Origin of the sequence: Marinobacter sp. KM021, assembly GCF_050707965.1 — a bacterium.
Classification (GTDB): domain Bacteria; phylum Pseudomonadota; class Gammaproteobacteria; order Pseudomonadales; family Oleiphilaceae; genus Marinobacter; species Marinobacter shengliensis.
Genome location: NZ_CP136129.1, coordinates 1253259 through 1271941 on the forward strand (window position 1 = coordinate 1253259; position 18683 = coordinate 1271941).

An 18683-nucleotide genomic window follows, 5' to 3' on the forward strand; every position below is an offset into this window, starting at 1 on the left:
AATCGATCAGTTCCCGGTTTTCCAGACGCTGATATCGGCAGCATCGCCTTCACCACCTTCCTGACCGTCAGAGCCGAAGGAGTAAAGATCGTAGGGCCCCTCCGTTCCGGGGCTCACGTACTGATACTCGTTACCCCAGGGATCTTCCGGGACGCTTTTCAGGTAGCCGTCTGCGTTCCAGTTACGGGGTTCCGGTGATCCGCTGGGCCGGCGCACCAACGCTTCCAGACCTTGCTGGGTAGACGGGTAATGGCTGTTATCCAGGCGATAGAGGTCCAGGGCGTTAGCGATATTGCTGAGCTGGGTTTCGGCTACCGTCACCTTCGCCTGGTCGCTACGGCCCATAATGTTGGGCGCCACAATCGCTACCAACAAGCCAAGAATGACCATCACCACCATGATTTCAATCAGCGTGAAGCCTTTGTTACGGGCCGGGTTCGGGTTCTGTTTCATACTCATTGTTCCACTCATCATTGACCTGGGTCTTGGGTTAATCCGTTTTCATGGCAGGCGTTAGCCCACCAGATTGCTCATGTTCAAAATGGGCAGCATGATCGCCAGTACGATGATCAGCACCACAACGCCCATCACCAGCAGCATCAACGGCTCAAACAGGCCGACAATGGCTGCAATCTTCGACTGCAGGGTGTTTTCCTGCATCCGGGCAGTGCGCTCCAACATGCCGTCCAGCTCACCACTGGCCTCGCCACTGGCAATCATGTGCAACATCATTGGCGGAAAGTAGCCAGTCTGATCCAGTGACCGATGCAACGAGCCGCCCTCGCTGACTTTACGTGCCGCATCTTTCAGTTCTTTACGAAGGTAGTCGTTAGACAGTACCTCACCGGCGATTTTCATGGCCTCTACCAGTGGCACACCACTGGTGGTCAGGATGCTCAGGGTGCTTGCATAGCGCGCCGTGTTCACACCCCGAACCATGCCCGAGAACAACGGAAGATGTAATAACTGCTTGTGGAATTTCATCCGGAACCCGGGTTTGTTCAGGGCAACCCGAAAACCAACCAGTGCCAACATCAACAGGATAAAGAGATAGACACCATAAGTGCCGAGAAATTCCGACACCGATAACATGGCCATGGTCAGCCCCGGCAAGTCCTGTCCTTGCCGGACAAACACCTCGATGATATCCGGCACCACGTAGGTCAGCAGGAAGACCACGATGGCGATAGCAACCACACTGAGAATGATCGGGTAGATCGCGGCCAGCTGGATTTTTTGCCGGGCTTCCTGGCGGTTTTCGGTGTAGTCCGCCAGCCGGTTCAGTACCAGGTCCAGGTGGCCGGCGTGTTCACCTGCAGCAACGGTGGAGCGATAAAGCCGGGGAAATGCTCTTGGAAACTCACCAAAACTGTCCGCCAGCGTGTAGCCTTCCATCACTTTGGCCCGAATCGCAATTAACATGCTACGGATGCGGGGCTTGGTGGATTGCTGGGCGGCTGCGCTGAGTGCCTGTTCGATGGGGATGCCTGACTGAATCAGGGTGGCCAGTTGGCGGGTTACCAGGGCAAGGTCCGCGGCACTCAGGGAGCCTCGATTACTGAACGGGTTGGTTCGGGCCTGTTGTTTGTCAACGGCCGGTTCAACGGTCAGCGGGGTTAACCCTCTCTCCCGCAACTGCTGGCGCACGGCACGAGCAGCGTCTGCCTCCAGTACACCCTGCTTTTGCTTTCCCCGTTGGTCCAGCGCTTTGTAAACGTAGGCTGGCATGGATTACTGGCTCCGGTGGGTAACGCGCAGAACTTCTTCCACGGTGGTCGTGCCTTCCAGGATTTTTTTGACCCCGTCCGCATGAATGCTCGGGCTACGAAGGCGAGCGGCTTTCTCCAGGTCCATCTCCCCTGCCCGTTTGTGAATCAGCGTGCTGATTTCTTCGGTAATTTCCACCACCTCATAGATACCAATACGCCCACGGTATCCCAGCTGGTTACAGTGTTCACAGCCCTTAGCCCGATAGATGGTGGGCGGATTAGCCGGGTCCTGCTGCAGGAATTCGCAATGTTCTTCAGTCGGCGTGTAGGGTTCGCGACAATGGGTACACAACACCCGTACCAGACGCTGGGCAACAATACCCACCAGGCTTGAGGAGATCAGGAAGGGCTCAATGCCCATATCCATCAAGCGGGTAATGGCACCCACCGCAGTATTGGTATGCAGGGTTGAGAGCACAAGGTGACCGGTCAAACTGGCCTGAACGGCAATCTCCGCCGTTTCCAGATCCCGGATCTCACCAATCATGACCACATCCGGGTCCTGGCGCAGGATAGCCCGAAGCCCCCGGGCGAAGGTCATATCCACCTTGGTGTTGACCTGGGTCTGGCCGATACCGGGCAGGTTGTATTCGATGGGGTCTTCGACGGTCAGAATATTGCGGCTGCGATCGTTGATCTCCTGCAATGACGCGTACAGGGTGGTCGACTTACCGGAACCGGTCGGGCCGGTTACCAGCAAAATACCATAAGGCCGGTAGATGAGTTTGCGCAAAATCTTAAGGTCATTTCCCGCCATGCCCAGGGATTCCAGCCGAATGGTACCCGCCTGTTTATCCAGCAAGCGCAGCACAACCCGCTCACCACTGGACGACGGCATGGTGGACACCCGGATATCCACTTCCCGGCCAGCAACCCGGAGCGCAATACGGCCATCCTGGGGCACCCGCTTTTCAGCGATATCCAGTTTTGCCATGACCTTGATGCGGGAAACCAGCAAAGGCGCCAGGGCCCTTTTGGGCTGAACCACCTCACGCAGCACGCCATCAACGCGGAAGCGCACCACCAGGTGCTTTTCATAGGTTTCGATATGAACGTCCGAAGCGTTGGTTTTCACTGCCTCGGTAAGAATGGCATTGATCAGGCGAATGATCGGGGCGTCGTCTTCCTGCTCCAGAAGATCTTCGGTCTCCGGCACAGAATCCGCCAGCGACGCCAGGTCCATGTCATCGCCAATACCCTCCACCATCTGCATGGCTTCGGCTGAATCATTCTGATAAGCAGCGTTCAGAGCCTGGTCAAAACGGTTTGCTTCAATTGTGGTAAAGCGGGCCCGACCACCACTGATCCGGTTTGCTTCAGCAAGTGCAGAGTGGGACGCACCCGGTCGCACCAGGATAATCGCTTCACCGTCTTCATTGCGGGTAAGAATGACACCGTTGCGCTTGGCAAAGGTGAACGGAAGACGGCCCAGCGGCGCATCCTGCGGCTGCATTTCAGTTTCGGTGGTCAAGGTCTTCCTCGTTGTTTCCGTCAGATCATTCATTATTCTTCTGGGACTTTCCGGCGCCGGAAAAATCCTTTAATTCTTTAGCCATACAAAGGCACTAAAAAAGGCTACCACAGGAATGGGAACCACTGAACAACTCTATACACTATACTGCCACTAATTCATTTCAGTCTGATAACCTGTGAGCTTTTTACGCCTACGATCATTCATTCAGGAAACCCGATGCTCGCTCTTGATCAAAGGATACCATTGTTACTTGCGGTGACTGCGGTTGTGGCCATGCTAGGGCTGACCACTTGGCAGGCATACCAGTTCTGGCAAAACGAGTCGCAGCGTACCCTGCCCCAGGCGCAGGTAGCAGGCAATGGAACGGACACAACAAGACAGAACGTGCCAGAGGTACAGCTGGCAAACCTGACCCTGTTCGGTGCAGCCACGGACACCGGTGGCGCTGTGGAGGTGGATACCGAAAATCTGCCAGAAACCAACCTCAGGCTTTCGCTGCGCGGTGTGTTGGCTGCTGACGGCGAGTTCCCGGGCAGCGCGCTGATTGAAGATGACAAGGGCAAGACCGAAGCTTACCTGGTGGGCAACGAGCTTCCCGGCAACGCCAAGCTACGCACCGTGTTCCCTAACCGGGTCATTATCGAGCGCGCCGGCAAACTCGAAAACCTCTATTTTCCGGAGCTTGATGATCGCTCAGGCGTTTCTCTGGCCAGCAGCAATGCAGAAGCACTCGACCAGGAGATACAGCAACGGCAAACACCGCAGCCTGCACAACGTGCATCATCCAGCGGCACGGCCACGCCAGCGGGCGAACAACAACGCAGAGAGGAGATCAGACAGCGACTGGAGCAGTTACGCCAACGGCTACAGAACAGTAATTGAGGCCTGATATGGCAACGGCAACCTGGTCTGCACGTCGCCATTCCATCCTCATCCCCCTGGTATTTGCTTTTTCCCTGGCGGGCGCCATTGAACTCAGTGACCGGCTGATGACCTACGTGCTGAGTGAATTCGGCCAGGAAGCCCATCAAAGGCTGCAAGACTGGCAGCGGCTGCATCAATTGGCCCGTAATGCCCCGATCGACCGACAGCTTCGCCTGGTCAATTCGTTCTTCAATCGGATCCCTTTCGTCAGTGACATCCAGCATTGGGGTGAAGAAGACTACTGGGCCACGCCCGTAGAATTGCTGACCACAAATGGTGGAGATTGCGAAGACTTCTCCATTGCCAAGTACCTGACACTCAGAGCCATGGGCGTTCCCGACGAAGAGCTGCGTATTGTCTATGTCAAAGCCCTGGAGCTGAACCAGGCCCACATGGTTCTGGCCTGGTACAAGACCCCGGACGCCGATCCGTTGATCCTCGACAACCTGATAAACGACATTAAACCTGCCTCTCAAAGAACTGATCTAGAACCCGTTTATAGCTTTAACGGTGAAGGCCTCTGGCTCAACCGTTCCACCGGGGAGCGGTCGAGGATTGGCGATGCTCAGAGGCTTGAGCACTGGCAGGACCTGAACAGACGGTTGACCGAGTCTCTGCGACATTGATGTTGCACCTGGCGCCAAATGACAAAGCCAATGTCGCACTCTGCCACTGGGTTTTGGCGCCAACGCTATAGAATGCCGACACTTTTCATGAAATCGGGAGTTGTGGTCGATGCGACGCTGGAATGGATGGGGTGATGATCAGTTCAACCTGGAGCTGCCTGCGCAGGGCCAGGCATTTCTTGAACAGCGAGTTGGTTCTGCCAGTCCGTTACAGGATGCCACCCTGGAGAAGGTCTGCCTGAAGGTACCGGCCACACGCCTGCCAGCCGACGCCAAGGTTGATGATTTGATCGATACCAGCGCGGAGGTACGAGTGCGCCACGCCCGGGGCCAAAGCCTGGTGGACTGGCTCGCCCTTCGCAGTGGTGAGATCGGGACCTTTCCCGACGGGGTTGCATTTCCAGACTCCAATTCGGATGTTCGGGCCTTGCTGCGCTACGCCAACGACCACGACCTGCATCTGATTCCCTACGGTGGCGGCACCAGTGTGGCGGGGCACATCAACCCCATCGACCAGGGCAAACCGGTTCTGACCGTCAGCCTGGCCAAAATGAACCGCCTTCTGGACCTGGACCGGGAAAGTCAGCTGGCCACGTTTGGCGCCGGCACGCCGGGCCCCCTGGTCGAGGCGCAGTTACGTGCTCACGGCTATACCCTGGGCCACTTTCCCCAGTCCTTTGAACTCTCCACCATTGGCGGCTGGGTGGCCTCCCGTTCCAGTGGACAACAGTCCCTTCGCTACGGCCGAATTGAGCAGTTGTTTGCCGGAGGCCGAATCGAAACCCTGCAGGGCACGCTGGACCTGCCCACTCTGCCTGCTTCCAGTGCGGGGCCGGATATCCGGGAGATGATTCTGGGCTCCGAAGGTCGGCTGGGCCTGATCACTGAGGTCAAAGCCCGTGTCAGCCGCCTGGCTGATCAGGAAGACTTCTATGTGGTGTTCTTCCCGAGTTGGGAACAGGCAAAAACCGCTTCGCAAAAGCTGGTGCAGAACCGTGTAACCCTATCCATGCTGCGATTAAGCAACGCGATCGAGACCGAAACCCAACTGGCGTTAGCGGGCCACCCACAACTGATCGGTATGTTGGAGAAATTCCTGTCCTTCAGAGGGGTGCGCGAAGGCAAGTGCATGATGACCTTCGGCATTACCGGCAGCAAAGCCCAGTGCCGTTCCACCCTGGCTCAAGCCAGGAAAGTGTGCAGCGCCCATGGTGGTGTTTATACAGGCACAAAACTTGGCGCCAAGTGGGCCGAAAAGCGCTTCACCATGCCCTACTTTCGGGAGGCCCTCTGGCAAATGGGCTATGCGGTAGACACCCTGGAAACGGCTACAGACTGGGATAACGTCGATAACCTGCTCAACCTCATTGAGAGCAATCTGCGAGAAGGTCTCAGTAAGGACGGAGAAAGAACCCACGTGTTCACCCACCTGTCCCATTTCTACGGACAGGGTTGTTCCATCTACACAACCTATGTGTTCCGCGTAGCCGATACCTACCCGGAAACTGTGGCCCGATGGCAGCATCTGAAAAACACTACCTCGGAACTGATCGTCCGCAACCGGGGAACCATCAGTCACCAGCACGGGGTTGGCAAGGACCACGCCCCCTTCCTGCCGGTAGAAAAAGGCGAACTGGGCATGCGCGCCATCCGTGCGCTGACGGATAGCTTTGACCCAGACGCCCGCCTCAATCCCAAAACCCTTCTGGACTGAGGTCGGTATGACACGACAACCGATTCTCGCAGAACTGAAAAGCGCTAATGCCCGATTCGATGTGGTGATTGTCGGTGGCGGCATCACCGGCGCAGGTGCTGCCAGAGAAGCCGCGGGGAGCGGCCTGAGAACCCTTCTGGTGGAACAGAAAGACTTTGCCTGGGGCACGTCCAGTCGGTCCTCAAAAATGGTTCATGGTGGCTTGCGCTACCTGGGCAGCGGCCACATTGGCCTGGCCCGGGATGCCGTCAGGGAGCGCCAGCGCATGATGGCGGAGGCCCCAGGGCTGGTTGACCCGCTCCGGTTTGTCATGCCCCATTACCGGGGCCAGTTCCCCGGCCCCCGACTGTTCCAGGCTTTGTTATCGGTATACGACCGGCTTGCCGGTGTGCGTAGCCGGCAACGCCTTACTCCCTCACAAACCCAGCAGTGGGCGCCCGGCTTGAGGCAATCCAGGCTCCTGGGGGCCAGCCTGTTTACCGATGCCCTCACAGACGACTCCCGGTTGGTGCAAAGGCTGATCGCCGAGGCGAGTCAGGACGGCGCCTTCTTCCTCAACTATGTATCCGCCAACCGGATCACCCGGAATGAGGCCGGCAGGGTTAATGGTGTTGTTCTGGTTCCGGAGGGGGAACCACTGGAAGCTGGCATTTCTGTATCAGCCAACATGGTTATCAATGCCACCGGTGCCTGGGCAGACAAACTGCAACAGCAGGGCCCCTCGGAGCAACCGCTGAGTATTCGTCCACTCAGAGGCAGCCACCTTGTCGTGCCCTGGCAACGGCTACCGGTAACCTGCGCTGTGTCTTTGTTCCATCCCGAGGACAAGCGCCCGGTGTTTGCCTTTCCGTGGGCCGGCACAACGGTACTCGGCACCACCGACCTGGACCATCCGGGAAACCTGGACCAGGAACCGGTTATTAACGACCAGGAGGTTCGCTACCTGTTGAAAGTGGCTGAACACCTGTTCCCTAGCGCCAGCCTGACCGCCCAGGATGTGATCTCCACCTGGGCTGGCGTCCGGCCCGTGGTGACGGATGGTCAGGGCAAAGCCCCCTCCCGTGAGAACCGTGAACACGCCCTGCGCCGGGATAAAGGCCTGATCAGTGTCGCCGGCGGCAAACTCACGACCTTCCGCCAGATTGCCCGGGAGGCTCTGGAAGCCGCACTCGGGCCAGATGGCAGCCACAGGCTCCGGGCCGATGGCCAGCCAGTGTTCACTCCACCGGCCGAACTTCCGCGGCCCACTCAGGTTCGCCACCTGAGCTGGCACCGTCTCAAGGGCTACTACGGACCAGCCCTGGGCGAACTGTGTCGCGATGCGGATTTCACTGAAATCGCCGATACCGGCGTGCTCTGGGCCGAGCTGGAATGGGCCTGCCGGAATGAGCAGGTACACCACCTGGATGACCTTTTACTTCGCCGAACCCGCCTGGGGCTTGTCTGCCCCGCCGGCGCCAGAACCCTGCTGCCGGACATCCAGAGACGATGCCAACACCTCCTGGACTGGACTGACGACCACTGGCAGCAGGAAGTGGAGCGTTATCTGTCGCTGTATCAGCAGGCTTATGCCCTGCCATCTGAGGGCAGGTAAACAGTATGGCCAACACACCGCTGATTCTGGCGATCGACAATGGCACTCAGAGCGTCCGGGCGCTGCTGTTTGACCAACAGGGCAATTTGCACGGCAAGGGCAAGCAGGAAATCGAACCCTACTTCTCAGAACACCCGGGCTGGGCCGAGCAGCATCCTGACTACTTCTGGCGCAATCTCGGGTTGGCCTGCCAGGCGCTCTGGCAAAGTACCGATGCGACACCGGACCAGGTCGCCGGCGTAACCGTGACGACCCAGAGGGGCACGGTAATCAACCTGGACAAACACGGGCAACCGTTGCGCCCGGCCATTATCTGGCTTGACCAACGCCATGCCCGGGTGGACGGCCCGTTAAAGGGCCCCTGGGGCCTTTTATTTAAACTGGCGAGGCTGGAAGACACCATTGAGCGGTTCCGGGAGAAAACCCAGGCCAACTGGATTGCCCAGAACCAACCGGATCTCTGGGCTCAAACCCACAAGTTTCTGCTGCTCTCCGGCTACCTGAATTACCGCCTGACTGGCCAGTACAAAGACTCCACCGGCAGCCAGGTGGGCTACCTGCCTTTTGACTACAAAAAACAGCAGTGGGCCGGTAACCGGGATTTCAAATGGCAGGCCATGCCCATCACCCGCGACATGCTGCCGGAACTGGTGCAACCCGGTGAAACCATCGGCCAACTGATTCCCGACGCAGCCCATCACCTGGGCCTGCCAGCGGGCCTGCCGGTAATAGCGGCAGCGTCAGACAAGGCCTGCGAAATACTCGGCTCCGGCGGGCTCAGCCCGGACATCGGCTGCATGAGCTACGGCACCACCGCGACGATCAATACCACCAATCATCGGTACGTTGAGCCCACCCGGTTCATGCCACCTTATCCATCGGCCCTGCCCGGTCACTACTCAACGGAAGTGATGATTTACCGGGGCTTCTGGATGGTCAGCTGGTTCAAGAAAGAGTTTGGCCTGCGGGAGCAAAAGCTGGCCGAACAACGGGGAATTGAACCGGAGGCCCTGTTCGACGAACTGGTCAATTCGGTACCGCCTGGCTCCATGGGCCTGATGCTCCAACCCTACTGGAGCCCGGGCGTGCGCCAGCCAGGCCCCGAAGCCAAGGGTTCGATCATCGGGTTCGGCGACGTCCATACTCGGGCACACCTGTATCGCGCCATTCTGGAAGGCCTTGCCTACGCACTCCGCGAAGGCAAGGAGCGGATCGAGAAACGCAGCGGTCAGAAAATTCGCCGGCTCAGGGTGGCCGGTGGCGGCTCACAAAGCGATGCTGCCATGCAGTTGACCGCCGATATTTTCGGACTGCCTGCCGAGCGACCGCACACCTATGAAACCTCCGGCCTGGGCGCGGCGATAGACGCCGCCGTGGGATTGGGGCTGCACCCGGATTTTGACACCGCAGTGCGGGAAATGACTCGTGTCGGCCAGGTATTCACCCCGTCTGAGCAAGCGACTGAACTCTACCAGCGCCTCTATTCCGAGGTGTATCTGGACATGTACCCAAGGTTACAACCGTTGTATCGGAAAATCAGGAGTATCACCGGCTACCCCAAGTAATGATTGACGAGCACAGAATGATGCATTTTCGCCATTTAGGTATATACTGGTGAAAAATGCACAAAGGAGCCCTAGCCATGAACGAGCCGGCTACCCTGGCCCCTCAGACCAGCGACAAAGCCCTGCTGGCCAAGGCCTTGCTGAATTCCGCCAAGGCGTTTGGTATTTCCCAGGCCGAAGCCGCCGCCATTGTTGGCCGCAATCGCAGCGGTTTGACCCGCGATGGCATTGACCCAGACAGCAAAGCGGGAGAACTGGCGCTGCTGTTCGTTCGTCTGTATCGGAGCGTTTACGCCCTGACCGGTGGCGACAACCAGGCCATGGCCCACTGGCTCAATACGCCAAACCACTACTTTGAAGGCACCCCCAGAGATATGATTCAGTCAACGGAAGGGCTGGTTCGGGTGATTCACTATCTGGATGCCATGCGGGGACGGATTTGAACTACAGGGAACGTATCAAGGACACTCTGGGCAGCCTACAGGGGCAACTCTTCCGGGTGGTTGAGAGTCAGGAAGACATCGCCACCACCCGAATTGTTGACAACATGCAGGAACAGGCTCGCCTGGAGCAACTGCTGGATGCCAGCAAACCACCCATTCCCGAGCAAGCCGGTAAACTGCATTACCTGCTGGCGACGCCCTTTCGATACCCGCCACTCAAATACGGCTCGCGGTTCGGCCGTAGCTTCGAACCCAGCCTGTTCTATGGCGCCATGAGCATTCCGACAGCCCTGGCAGAGACCGCTTTCTATCGGTTTGTGTTCACCAGCCACGTGTCAGCCCCATTCAAACGGCCGCTGACCACGCTGCACACGGTCTTCACCGCCCGTTTTCGTTCAAGCCACGGAGTGCGGCTTCAGGCCCCTGAGTGGCAGGACCTTCAAGAAACCCTGACCAACCCGGTCAGCTACCGGGAGTCCCAGGCGCTGGGCAGCGACCTGCGCCAGTGCGGGGCGGAAGCGTTTCAGTTTCTCTCGGCCCGGGCTCTTCAGGCCGGTTTGTACCAGCTACCCTGGCAAACCGGAAGCGGAATGGATGGACTCAACGTGGCGCTGTTCAGCCCCCGCGCTCTGCGGGACACGGCGCCAAGGTCGTACCACAAACTCATCGTCGCCACCTCAGACCAGCAAGTATCCATGAGTCTGACGCTGGCTGATGGAAGTAAGCAGGTTCACAACTTTGGTCGGGAAGCCTTTCTGGTAGAGGGTGTTATTCCTCAACCGGCCCTGTAGCCACCACCCCGTCATCGCGCTGCCAACCTCCGCCCAAAGCTTTGTAGAGGTCGACGGCGACAATCAGTCGGTTCAGGCGCATCTGGCTGAGTTGCTGGCGAGCGTCGAACACATTGCGCTGGCTCTCCAGCAGGGTCAGTAGGTCATCTGCGCCCTCCCGATAACGGACTTCCGTAAGTCTGAGCGTTTCTTCAGCACGTGCCAGGATCTCTTGCAGGCGCTGCTCCTGAAGCTCAAACAGAGAATCCCGGTCCAGGGCATCGCCCACTTCCTGGAATGCCGTCAACAGACTGCCCCGATAGCCTTCGAGCAGGGCCACCCGCCGGGATTCCGAAATCGCCAGGGCGTTTCGCCTCTGGCCGCCATCAAACAACGACTGACTCAAACCCAACAGACCACTCACGCTTCGAGTCGGATCAGCAAGGCTGAGAAAACTGTCGGTGGATAACCGAACCGCTGCACTCAGGGAAACCGACGGCAACAGGGCTGCCCTGGCCTGTTCAATATCGGCGCTGGCAGCCACCAATCTTGCCTCCTGGGCGGCCAGGTCGGGTCGACGTGTGACCAGACTGGCCGGCGCCAGGGGACTGATCACCGGTATGCTTACCTCTGAGATATCGGCATCTGGCTTGTCGCCCTCAAACGGTAATTCTCCAGTCAGCACCCGTAATGCTACCAGCCGTTGCCGGGCCTGGTATTCCAGTGGCGGCACCGCGTTACGCAGGCTCAATACCGACGTTTGCTGGCGCGCCAGCTCAGCCCGACTGGCAGCACCATTGCGGAAGCGGGCCTCCACCAATGCCAGAGTACGCTCGCCAATCGCCAGGTTATTCCGTGCCACCTCTACCCTCTGCTGTAACTCCAGCCATTCAAACCAGGTGCTGGCGACCGATGCAATCAGGGTGATACGAGCTGCGTCGTAGTCAAACCGGGTGGCCTGGAAAGATGCCAGAGCTGCGCCTTCGACGGCAGACAACCGCCCCCAAAGATCCAGTTCATAGTCCACGGATAAGCCGGCACTGGTTGAACCCCCGGTGTTGGTATCACCACCGGAGGCCCGGGAAGCCTGCCGCCCGGTACTGGCCGTTGCCCCCACCGAGGGCAAGAGGCCAGCACCGGCGGACTGCAGCTGCAAATCGGCCTGAATGACGGACTGGGCAGTGGCCGCCAAGTCGGGGTTGGCCGCCAGGGCCTTGTCAATCAGCCGGTTCAAATTGTCATCATTGAAAGCCTGCCACCAGCTGGCATCGATGTCCTGCCCCTCATCGATTTGAGCGGACCATTGCTCCGGTGGAGTAACTGGCAAAGGCACCGGCTCCGGCGTGAACGTGGCGCACCCGCCAACCAGGAGAGCCGGCAGTAAAACCAATATTCGAGCGGTCATAGTCATAGTCTTATTCCGACGCCAGGGCATGGACCGGGTCCAGGTGAGCGGCTTTGCGGGCTGGCAGAAAACCGAAGATCAGCCCGGTGGCAAAGGCACAGGAGAACGCTAACACCATCGGCAACACGGTCATGTGGACCGGCGTGCCAAACGAGCCGATCAATTGGGTGGCGGTGATGCCCAGCGCGACACCGATCAGTCCACCAATGGCCGAGACCAGCCAGGCCTCGGTAAGAAACTGTTGCAGAATGTTCCAGGCCCGCGCTCCGGTGGCCATGCGAATGCCGATTTCCCGCGTGCGTTCGGTCACGCTCACCAGCATGATGTTCATTACACCGATGCCGCCGACCAGCAGCGAAATGGCCGCAATGGAGCCAAGCAGCCAGGTCAGGGTATTCTGGGTTTCAGAGATGGTGTCGATCAGCGACGCCATATTGCGGATGGTGAAATCCTCAATGCCACCATGCCTGGCCAGCAGGGTTTCGTGAATAATCGCCTCTATTTCGCTCATCCGGTCCAGATCAGCCACCGCCACGGTGATATTGCGCAGGTGGGTTTGGCCAAAAATACGCAAACTACCCGTTGTGTAAGGTACTAACACAACATCATCCTGATCCTGGCCCATGGGCGATGCGCCCTTCTCCCCCATCACGCCAATTACCTGGAACAGCACATTGTTCACCATCAGATGTTTGCCGAGCGGGCTTTCGCCGGGGAACAGTGTGTCGGCCGTCGTTTTGCCCAACACGGCTACTGCCGCATAGTTGAGCTCATCCTGTTCCGAAAAGAAGGTGCCTTCAATCACCGGCCACTGCCTGGCCACCGGAAACTGGTATGAGGTGGCGTTAATTTCTGCACGGTGGTCAAGGTTAAAGTACCGAAGCGTTTGCGAACCGGTGAGTTCAGGTATCGCTGCAAGAACCCCTTCTACTTCATTGATTGCGCGATAATCTTCGGGAGTTAACGTGGTCACCGACCAGCGGCCTCCACGCTGATCCGGGCCGCCGGGGCGAATCAGCAACAAGTCACTGCCCATGGTACTGATTCGATCAACCACGTCTTTCCTGGCCCCCTCCCCGATAGCCAGCATGGTAATCACAGACGCCACGCCAATCACGATGCCCAGCAACGTCAGTGCGGTTCTGAACAGATTGCTGCGCAACGAACGCACAGCACTTTTCAGGGCCTCCTGCCAGTCACTCAGCACCACGCCATGGCGACTGGCCTCTATTGCCGACGATGAGTCTGTAGCGCTGTCATCGTGGCCGGTATCTCGAACCACTTCGCCATCGGCGATATGAATTTGCCGGCGGGCAACATCGGCCACATCCTGATCATGGGTGATCAGAATAACGGTATGCCCCTTGCCAGACAGCTCAGTCAGCAGCCGGATAACCTCTTTGCTGCTTTTGCTATCAAGGGCGCCGGTAGGCTCATCGGCGAAGATCACCTGGCCGCCATTCATTAATGCCCGGGCAATTGAGACGCGCTGCTGCTGACCACCAGACAACTGGCCGGGGCGATGGGTAAGCCGCTCTCCCAGCCCCAGTTCGGTTAACAGCTTCTCCGCCCGCTCCCGGCGCTGGACAGGCGCCCTGCCTGCATAGATGGCCGGAATCTCAACATTCTCCCGAGCGGTCATCCCCGGCAGCAGATTGTAGCTCTGGAAGACAAAGCCGAAAGCCTCCCGGCGCAATAACGCCAGGTCATCCCGACTGAGCGCGGAAACGTCACGGCCGTCATACCAGTATTCCCCCGAGGTTGGCTGGTCCAGGCAACCGAGGATATTCATCAAGGTGGATTTACCGGACCCGGAGGGGCCCATAATGGCAACGAACTCACCCGGATAAATTTTCAGGTCAATGCCCTTGAGTACCGGTACGGCCAACTCCCCTTCACCAAAGGACCGGGTAATACCCCGCAACTCGATCAGAGGCCGGCTTGCGGTCATCGCAGCATACCCCGGAAGTTGTTGGTGTTACTGGAACCAGAGCGCGGATCCCGGGAAACCAGCACGACCTTTTCGCCTTCCTTTACGCCGGAGACCACTTCCGTATGTACCCGGTTACTGACGCCGGCCACAATGTCCCGCCATTCAACCTGGCCTGCCTGGGTCAGCACCTGCACCCGGCCCCGTTGAACCGAGGACACTGGCACCCGCAGCACATCCAGGGCTTCGCTCTGAATAAAGAACACCTGGGCCGTCATGTTCGGTAGCAGTTTGCCGTCATCGTTATTGGCATCGAACAGGGCGTTGTACAATACAACATTGTTGGTCACTTCCGGTGTCGGCTCTATGTACAGCAACTCGCCGTACACCTTCCGTTCCGCATCACCCAGCGTGGTGAAGTAAACGCGCATCCCAGGCTCGAGTTTGCCCACATCAGCTTCCGATACCTGTGCCCGCACCCGCATGGTGGCCAGATCAGCAATACGCATCAGAACCGGGGCTTGCTGGGTTGCATTCAGGGTCTGGCCCTGGCGGGCTTCAATGGACACGACAGTGCCCTCCATGGGTGCATAGATTCGTGCATACCCAAGGTTGGCTTCTTCCGCGCGCAAGGTGGATGAGGTTTGTTCGATCTGGGCTTCCAGCATCGCCAGTTGCGCTTTGGCGGATGCCAGTGACGCCTCGGCAGTCTGCAGCGATTCCCGCGTAGTAGCTTCTTCTTGGAACAGGTTGGTCTGGCGCTGGAACTGGATTTCCGCCAGCCGCAACTGGGCCTTTCGGTCATCCAGTTGCGCCCGTTGATTCTTGAGCTGGGCCCGGGTGGCGTCGACCTTGGCTACGTATACGGTCGGATCAATCTCCGCCAGCAAGTCACCCTGGGAAACCATTTGCCCAACCCTTACATGGATGGTTTCGAGCTGGCCTGATACCTGGGCACCAACGTCCACGTAGTTGCTGGGCTCCAGCACGCCGGTAGCGCTGACCAGCTGCTGGATGTCGCCGCGGGTGACTTCGATGGTATTCAGTGGCGGCTGTTTGTTTCCGCCGTTCTGGAAATACCACCAGCCTCCGGCTGCAAGAATCACCAGACCTGTGAAAACACCAACCCAGGTTGGCCAACGCCGGCGGTTGCGGGGAGCAAGTGCCATTCAGAAGTTCTCCATACGCTCTGATCAGCGGCAACCATAGAGAACGCCAGCGAGAAAAAAAAGAGTTTGCTCAAGGTTTTGCCAAACCTTTACATAGCTCCAGTTCAGCTATGAACTGCGGTAACTTCAACCGTTTGCCAGTGGAAATTCGCGGCCCATTCATAAGCCTGTTGGTAAGGCATCGGCTTCGCATAATAGAACCCCTGCCCAAGATCGCACCCAAGTTCAATCAGACGAGCGTGAGTCTCAGCATTTTCAATGCCCTCAGCCACCACCCGACGACCAAAGCTGCGGGCCAGGCCCAGTATTGCGGTGACCACCATTTCACTCTCCGGATCGTCCAGCATGTCATTGACAAAAGAACGATCAATCTTGATCTCGTGGGCAGGAAGCTTACGGAAGTAGTCCAGAGAGGAATAGCCGGTACCAAAATCGTCCAGCGACACCTCCACCCCCAAGTCCCGACACCGCCGAAGCGTGTCAATTACCAGGCTGGCATCATCCATGGCGGTGGTTTCAAGCAGCTCCAGAATCAGCCGGTGGCGGAGCCCGCGGGGCAAACGCTCCACTGCCTGGGCCAGATCTGCCGGGAAGGTTTTGCCCAGAAAGTGGGATGGGCTGAGATTCACGCTCAGGGAATAGACCAAACCCTGACTATTGAACAGCAACAGTTTGTCGATGGCTTCGTTGATCACCAGGTTGCCAACGGTGCGAGCGTATTCGGTGTATTCAAGATGTTCCAGAAAGTGCCCCGGGCCCAGCAAGCCATCGTCGGGATGATTCCAGCGAATGAGCGCCTCAAAGCCTTCGATGGTCTGGTGCTTATAATCAATCTTGGGCTGGTAATACAGCTCCAATTCGTCACGACTGATGGCCTGGCCAATCTGCTCCAGAACCCTTACTCGCTCTTTCCGGGTAAAATGGGACTGCAGGTCAAAGATTTTATAGGCGTTCTTGCCGGATTCCTTGGCTGCATACATCGCCTGGTCCGCGTGGCGAAGCAGTAAATCGGTATCTGCGTCGTCATCCGGATACACTGTCACGCCCATGCTGCCAGACAGGTGTAAAACAAAGTGCCGGTAACTGATGGGCTGGCGGATGGCTTCCAGAATGCGGGAATACACACGTTCATCGTCTACATCCCGAAGTATCGCCACAAATTCATCACCGCCAAGGCGGGCGATCACATCGTGGCCCCGCACGGTATTCTTCAGCCGCTCCGCGATCGACCTGAGAACTGCATCACCAACGGAGTGTCCATGCTCATCATTGATCTCCTTGAAACCATCGAGGTCAATAAAACAAACCGCCACGGTGCCGTTGCGCTGCTTGGCTTCAAACAGCTCCTGTTCAAACAGTTCCGTTAACCGTCGCCGGTTGGGCAGCCCGGTCAGGGCATCAAAATTAGCGGCCTGTTCCAGGCTGAGTTGATGCTCACGTTTTTCCTGGTAAAGACGCTTCCGTTCAATCAGGGTGCCAACGGTCTGCAGCAGCGGAGCAAGGTCGTCGGCAAGGCTTTCTTTATAGCCGCCCACCCGGTTGGCCAGGCCAACCAATCCGATCAGATTCCCGCCACTGTATACCGGCAACCCGATATAACTGGAGATCGGAGGATGGCCAGGTGGCAGGCCACCGCGGCGCACATCGTTTGCATAGTTGTTGGTAAGCACCACACCGCCCGACACCAACCCTGCCCCCAAGAGGTTATCCAGCCTCTCAAACAGCATGCCCCTGCGTTCTACCTGCTGGAACAGGGCCTGGGTTTCAGGGCTCCAGGCGATGTTGGTGATAGCGCCTACCTTGAGGTACGGCTTGCCATCGTCGTGATACAACACCTCACCAATAAACCCGAACTGGCTACCCGTAAGGGCCAACAAGTCTGCCAGCATCAACTCAAACGCCGCCCGCTCGTTGTCATTGGTCAGAAAGACATTCTGAGCCCTCTGGATGGCCCGGCTGAGATGCGACACCGCGACATCACCCGCGTCTCCTCCAGTGAGATAGGCGCATTCCAGCTCGTCTTCGATGAGACTCGCCAAAGTACGAAGTACATCCAGGTCCACTTCCTGAATCTGACGGGGCTTGTCATCAATAATGCACAACGAACCAAGCTTGAAACCACTGGGCTCCCGGACAGGAATGCCAGCGTAAAAACGGATGTGTGGATCACCGGTGACCAGTGGATTCGATTTGAAGCGGGGGTCCTGGGTGGCATCTTCAACAATAAACGCTTTGTCCTGGCGGATAGCGTGATCGCAGAATGCCACCGAGCGCGGTGTTTCACGAGCATCAATGCCGTCCTTGGATTTAAACCACTGGCGTTTATCATCCAGAATGGTAAACAAGGCCGTTTTGACTCCATAAAACTGGCGGGCGATTCGAACCAGCCGGTCAAACCGTTCCTCTGGTGGCGTGTCCATAATCCCTAACTTCTCAAGCGCAGCGAGGCGCCTTTTCTCCATAGGGTCCAGGGGCATACAGGTTTTGCTCCGCGTAAGGAAACAAGAGACCAAGCCTTTTCGGCATTTGAGTTGTTAGAAGGGCCTTCGACCAATCCTTCTATCCACTGCTCTTACAACAAGAAGTGTAGATCAAGGCTGCCGCGAGAGTTATTGATTTTAGTAACCGGGCATTGCAGCTTGACGCGCCATGGAGGACCGTTTCAACAGGACAATTTGCCGCCCTTGGGTAAATGCCTATAAGAAATAGCTTTCTATTCGGACCGGGCAGGAGTACAGTGACTCTCGTTGGAAAGATTTAGCACAGCACTCATCAATAAGACGCATCTCTGTTGTAAGTTGTAACAAGTAGCTTTCGTCCTGTTTTTGATCACGCCAGTTTTTTGTTTCCCGCACTCCGCTGACCAAGCCTCACAATGATGCCTGGCGGCAATTAAAATGATTGAATTCAGGATTTATAACTATGTCTACTGTTACCGGTACTGTTAAGTTTTTCAACGAATCAAAAGGTTTTGGCTTTATCACTCGTGAAGGCGGCCCGGACGTTTTCGTTCACTACAGCTCCATTCAGGGCGGCGGCTTCAAGACTCTGGCAGAAGGCCAGCAGGTTGAATTTACCGTTTCTCAGGGCCAGAAAGGTCCTCAGGCGGATAACGTAGTAGGTCTGTAATTTTACGGCCCTGATACGATAGAAAAGGCAGCTTCGGCTGCCTTTTTTTGTTTGCCCGGCGAAGCCGGCAAACCCGGCCATCTGAAAGAAGATGGCGTCACCCCGACTGAGGGGAAGACAATCCGACTGGCAAGGGCGTCACTGGCCAACGGTGGGGTCTGAAGGAAGCCA

At 57.6% G+C, this 18683-nt stretch carries 15 protein-coding genes; 8 read left to right on the forward strand and 7 right to left on the reverse strand.

Annotated features, from left to right (window positions below):
- Window positions 1–6: 6 nt before the first annotated feature.
- Genes gspG through gspE form a run of 3 tightly spaced genes read right to left on the reverse strand, consistent with a single transcriptional unit; the run spans window position 7 to window position 3222 of the window.
- Window positions 7–459, reverse strand: coding sequence for a type II secretion system major pseudopilin GspG (gene gspG / locus RVM24_RS05865; RefSeq protein ID WP_061333402.1), 453 nt, complete (start codon window positions 457–459; stop codon window positions 7–9).
- 54 nt (window positions 460–513) lie between these two features.
- Window positions 514–1728 carry a type II secretion system inner membrane protein GspF gene (gene gspF / locus RVM24_RS05870; protein WP_058091060.1) on the reverse strand — a complete coding sequence of 405 codons (1215 nt, stop codon included), beginning with the start codon at window positions 1726–1728 and terminating at the stop codon, window positions 514–516.
- A gap of 3 nt (window positions 1729–1731) precedes the next feature.
- Entirely contained in the window at window positions 1732–3222 is a 1491-nt protein-coding gene (gene gspE, locus RVM24_RS05875) for a type II secretion system ATPase GspE (protein ID WP_230714764.1), read from the reverse strand.
- Between the two features lie 237 nt (window positions 3223–3459).
- Here gspE and RVM24_RS05880 point away from each other — a divergent pair, with 237 nt between their 5' ends.
- From RVM24_RS05880 to RVM24_RS05910, 7 genes are all read left to right on the forward strand, one after another.
- The gene (locus RVM24_RS05880) at window positions 3460–4125 is read left to right on the forward strand and encodes a type II secretion system protein N (RefSeq protein WP_061333403.1); all 666 of its coding nucleotides are present in this window, start codon (window positions 3460–3462) and stop codon (window positions 4123–4125) included.
- An 8-nt stretch (window positions 4126–4133) separates the two neighbouring features.
- On the forward strand, window positions 4134–4793 hold the full coding sequence (locus tag RVM24_RS05885) for a transglutaminase-like cysteine peptidase (RefSeq protein ID WP_106695831.1): 660 nt from the start codon (window positions 4134–4136) through the stop codon (window positions 4791–4793).
- 109 nt (window positions 4794–4902) lie between these two features.
- Window positions 4903–6507, forward strand: coding sequence for an FAD-binding oxidoreductase (locus RVM24_RS05890; RefSeq protein WP_431475104.1), 1605 nt, complete (start codon window positions 4903–4905; stop codon window positions 6505–6507).
- Between the two features lie 7 nt (window positions 6508–6514).
- Window positions 6515–8101, forward strand: coding sequence for a glycerol-3-phosphate dehydrogenase/oxidase (locus tag RVM24_RS05895; protein WP_431475105.1), 1587 nt, complete (start codon window positions 6515–6517; stop codon window positions 8099–8101).
- A 5-nt stretch (window positions 8102–8106) separates the two neighbouring features.
- Entirely contained in the window at window positions 8107–9666 is a 1560-nt protein-coding gene (locus tag RVM24_RS05900; protein WP_431475106.1) for an FGGY-family carbohydrate kinase, read from the forward strand.
- A 77-nt stretch (window positions 9667–9743) separates the two neighbouring features.
- A complete protein-coding gene (locus RVM24_RS05905) occupies window positions 9744–10109 on the forward strand; it encodes an MbcA/ParS/Xre antitoxin family protein (RefSeq protein WP_072677259.1) in 366 nt (121 codons plus the stop codon).
- Entirely contained in the window at window positions 10106–10900 is a 795-nt protein-coding gene (locus tag RVM24_RS05910) for an RES family NAD+ phosphorylase (RefSeq protein ID WP_431475107.1), read from the forward strand. Before RVM24_RS05905 ends, RVM24_RS05910 begins: the two co-directional genes overlap by 4 nt.
- Here RVM24_RS05910 and RVM24_RS05915 read toward each other — a convergent pair.
- From RVM24_RS05915 to RVM24_RS05930, 4 genes are all read right to left on the reverse strand, one after another.
- Window positions 10878–12290 (reverse strand): efflux transporter outer membrane subunit, encoded by a 1413-nt coding sequence (locus tag RVM24_RS05915; protein WP_431475108.1) that lies wholly within the window; start codon window positions 12288–12290, stop codon window positions 10878–10880. The two genes, RVM24_RS05910 and RVM24_RS05915, sit on opposite strands and share 23 nt — an antisense overlap.
- Window positions 12291–12294: 4 nt before the next feature.
- Window positions 12295–14235 (reverse strand): MacB family efflux pump subunit, encoded by a 1941-nt coding sequence (locus RVM24_RS05920; RefSeq protein WP_431475109.1) that lies wholly within the window; start codon window positions 14233–14235, stop codon window positions 12295–12297.
- Complete coding sequence (locus tag RVM24_RS05925) at window positions 14232–15383, reverse strand: efflux RND transporter periplasmic adaptor subunit (protein ID WP_431475110.1); 1152 nt, start codon at window positions 15381–15383, stop codon at window positions 14232–14234. The genes RVM24_RS05920 and RVM24_RS05925 overlap by 4 nt, the downstream gene beginning before the upstream one ends.
- A 104-nt stretch (window positions 15384–15487) precedes the next feature.
- Window positions 15488–17860, reverse strand: a complete 2373-nt coding sequence (locus tag RVM24_RS05930; RefSeq protein ID WP_431475111.1) for a sensor domain-containing phosphodiesterase — start codon at window positions 17858–17860, stop codon at window positions 15488–15490.
- A gap of 445 nt (window positions 17861–18305) precedes the next feature.
- Between RVM24_RS05930 and RVM24_RS05935 the strand changes: the two genes are divergently transcribed.
- Complete coding sequence (locus RVM24_RS05935) at window positions 18306–18512, forward strand: cold-shock protein (protein WP_058091071.1); 207 nt, start codon at window positions 18306–18308, stop codon at window positions 18510–18512.
- The last annotated feature ends 171 nt before the right edge of the window (window positions 18513–18683 follow it).

Bases quoted from the DNA above. Each gene is read 5' to 3' on its own strand.
- gspE (WP_230714764.1), bottom strand. From the start codon at position 3,222: ATGCAGCCGCAGGATGCGCCGCTGGGCCGTCTTCCGTTCACCTTTGCC.
- RVM24_RS05915 (WP_431475108.1), bottom strand. From the start codon at position 12,290: ATGACTATGACCGCTCGAATATTGGTTTTACTGCCGGCTCTCCTGGTT.
- gspG (WP_061333402.1), bottom strand. From the start codon at position 459: ATGAGTATGAAACAGAACCCGAACCCGGCCCGTAACAAAGGCTTCACG.
- RVM24_RS05930 (WP_431475111.1), bottom strand. From the start codon at position 17,860: ATGCCCCTGGACCCTATGGAGAAAAGGCGCCTCGCTGCGCTTGAGAAG.
- RVM24_RS05935 (WP_058091071.1), top strand. From the start codon at position 18,306: ATGTCTACTGTTACCGGTACTGTTAAGTTTTTCAACGAATCAAAAGGT.
- gspF (WP_058091060.1), bottom strand. From the start codon at position 1,728: ATGCCAGCCTACGTTTACAAAGCGCTGGACCAACGGGGAAAGCAAAAG.
- RVM24_RS05890 (WP_431475104.1), top strand. From the start codon at position 4,903: ATGCGACGCTGGAATGGATGGGGTGATGATCAGTTCAACCTGGAGCTG.
- RVM24_RS05895 (WP_431475105.1), top strand. From the start codon at position 6,515: ATGACACGACAACCGATTCTCGCAGAACTGAAAAGCGCTAATGCCCGA.
- RVM24_RS05920 (WP_431475109.1), bottom strand. From the start codon at position 14,235: ATGACCGCAAGCCGGCCTCTGATCGAGTTGCGGGGTATTACCCGGTCC.
- RVM24_RS05905 (WP_072677259.1), top strand. From the start codon at position 9,744: ATGAACGAGCCGGCTACCCTGGCCCCTCAGACCAGCGACAAAGCCCTG.
- RVM24_RS05925 (WP_431475110.1), bottom strand. From the start codon at position 15,383: ATGGCACTTGCTCCCCGCAACCGCCGGCGTTGGCCAACCTGGGTTGGT.
- RVM24_RS05880 (WP_061333403.1), top strand. From the start codon at position 3,460: ATGCTCGCTCTTGATCAAAGGATACCATTGTTACTTGCGGTGACTGCG.
- RVM24_RS05900 (WP_431475106.1), top strand. From the start codon at position 8,107: ATGGCCAACACACCGCTGATTCTGGCGATCGACAATGGCACTCAGAGC.
- RVM24_RS05885 (WP_106695831.1), top strand. From the start codon at position 4,134: ATGGCAACGGCAACCTGGTCTGCACGTCGCCATTCCATCCTCATCCCC.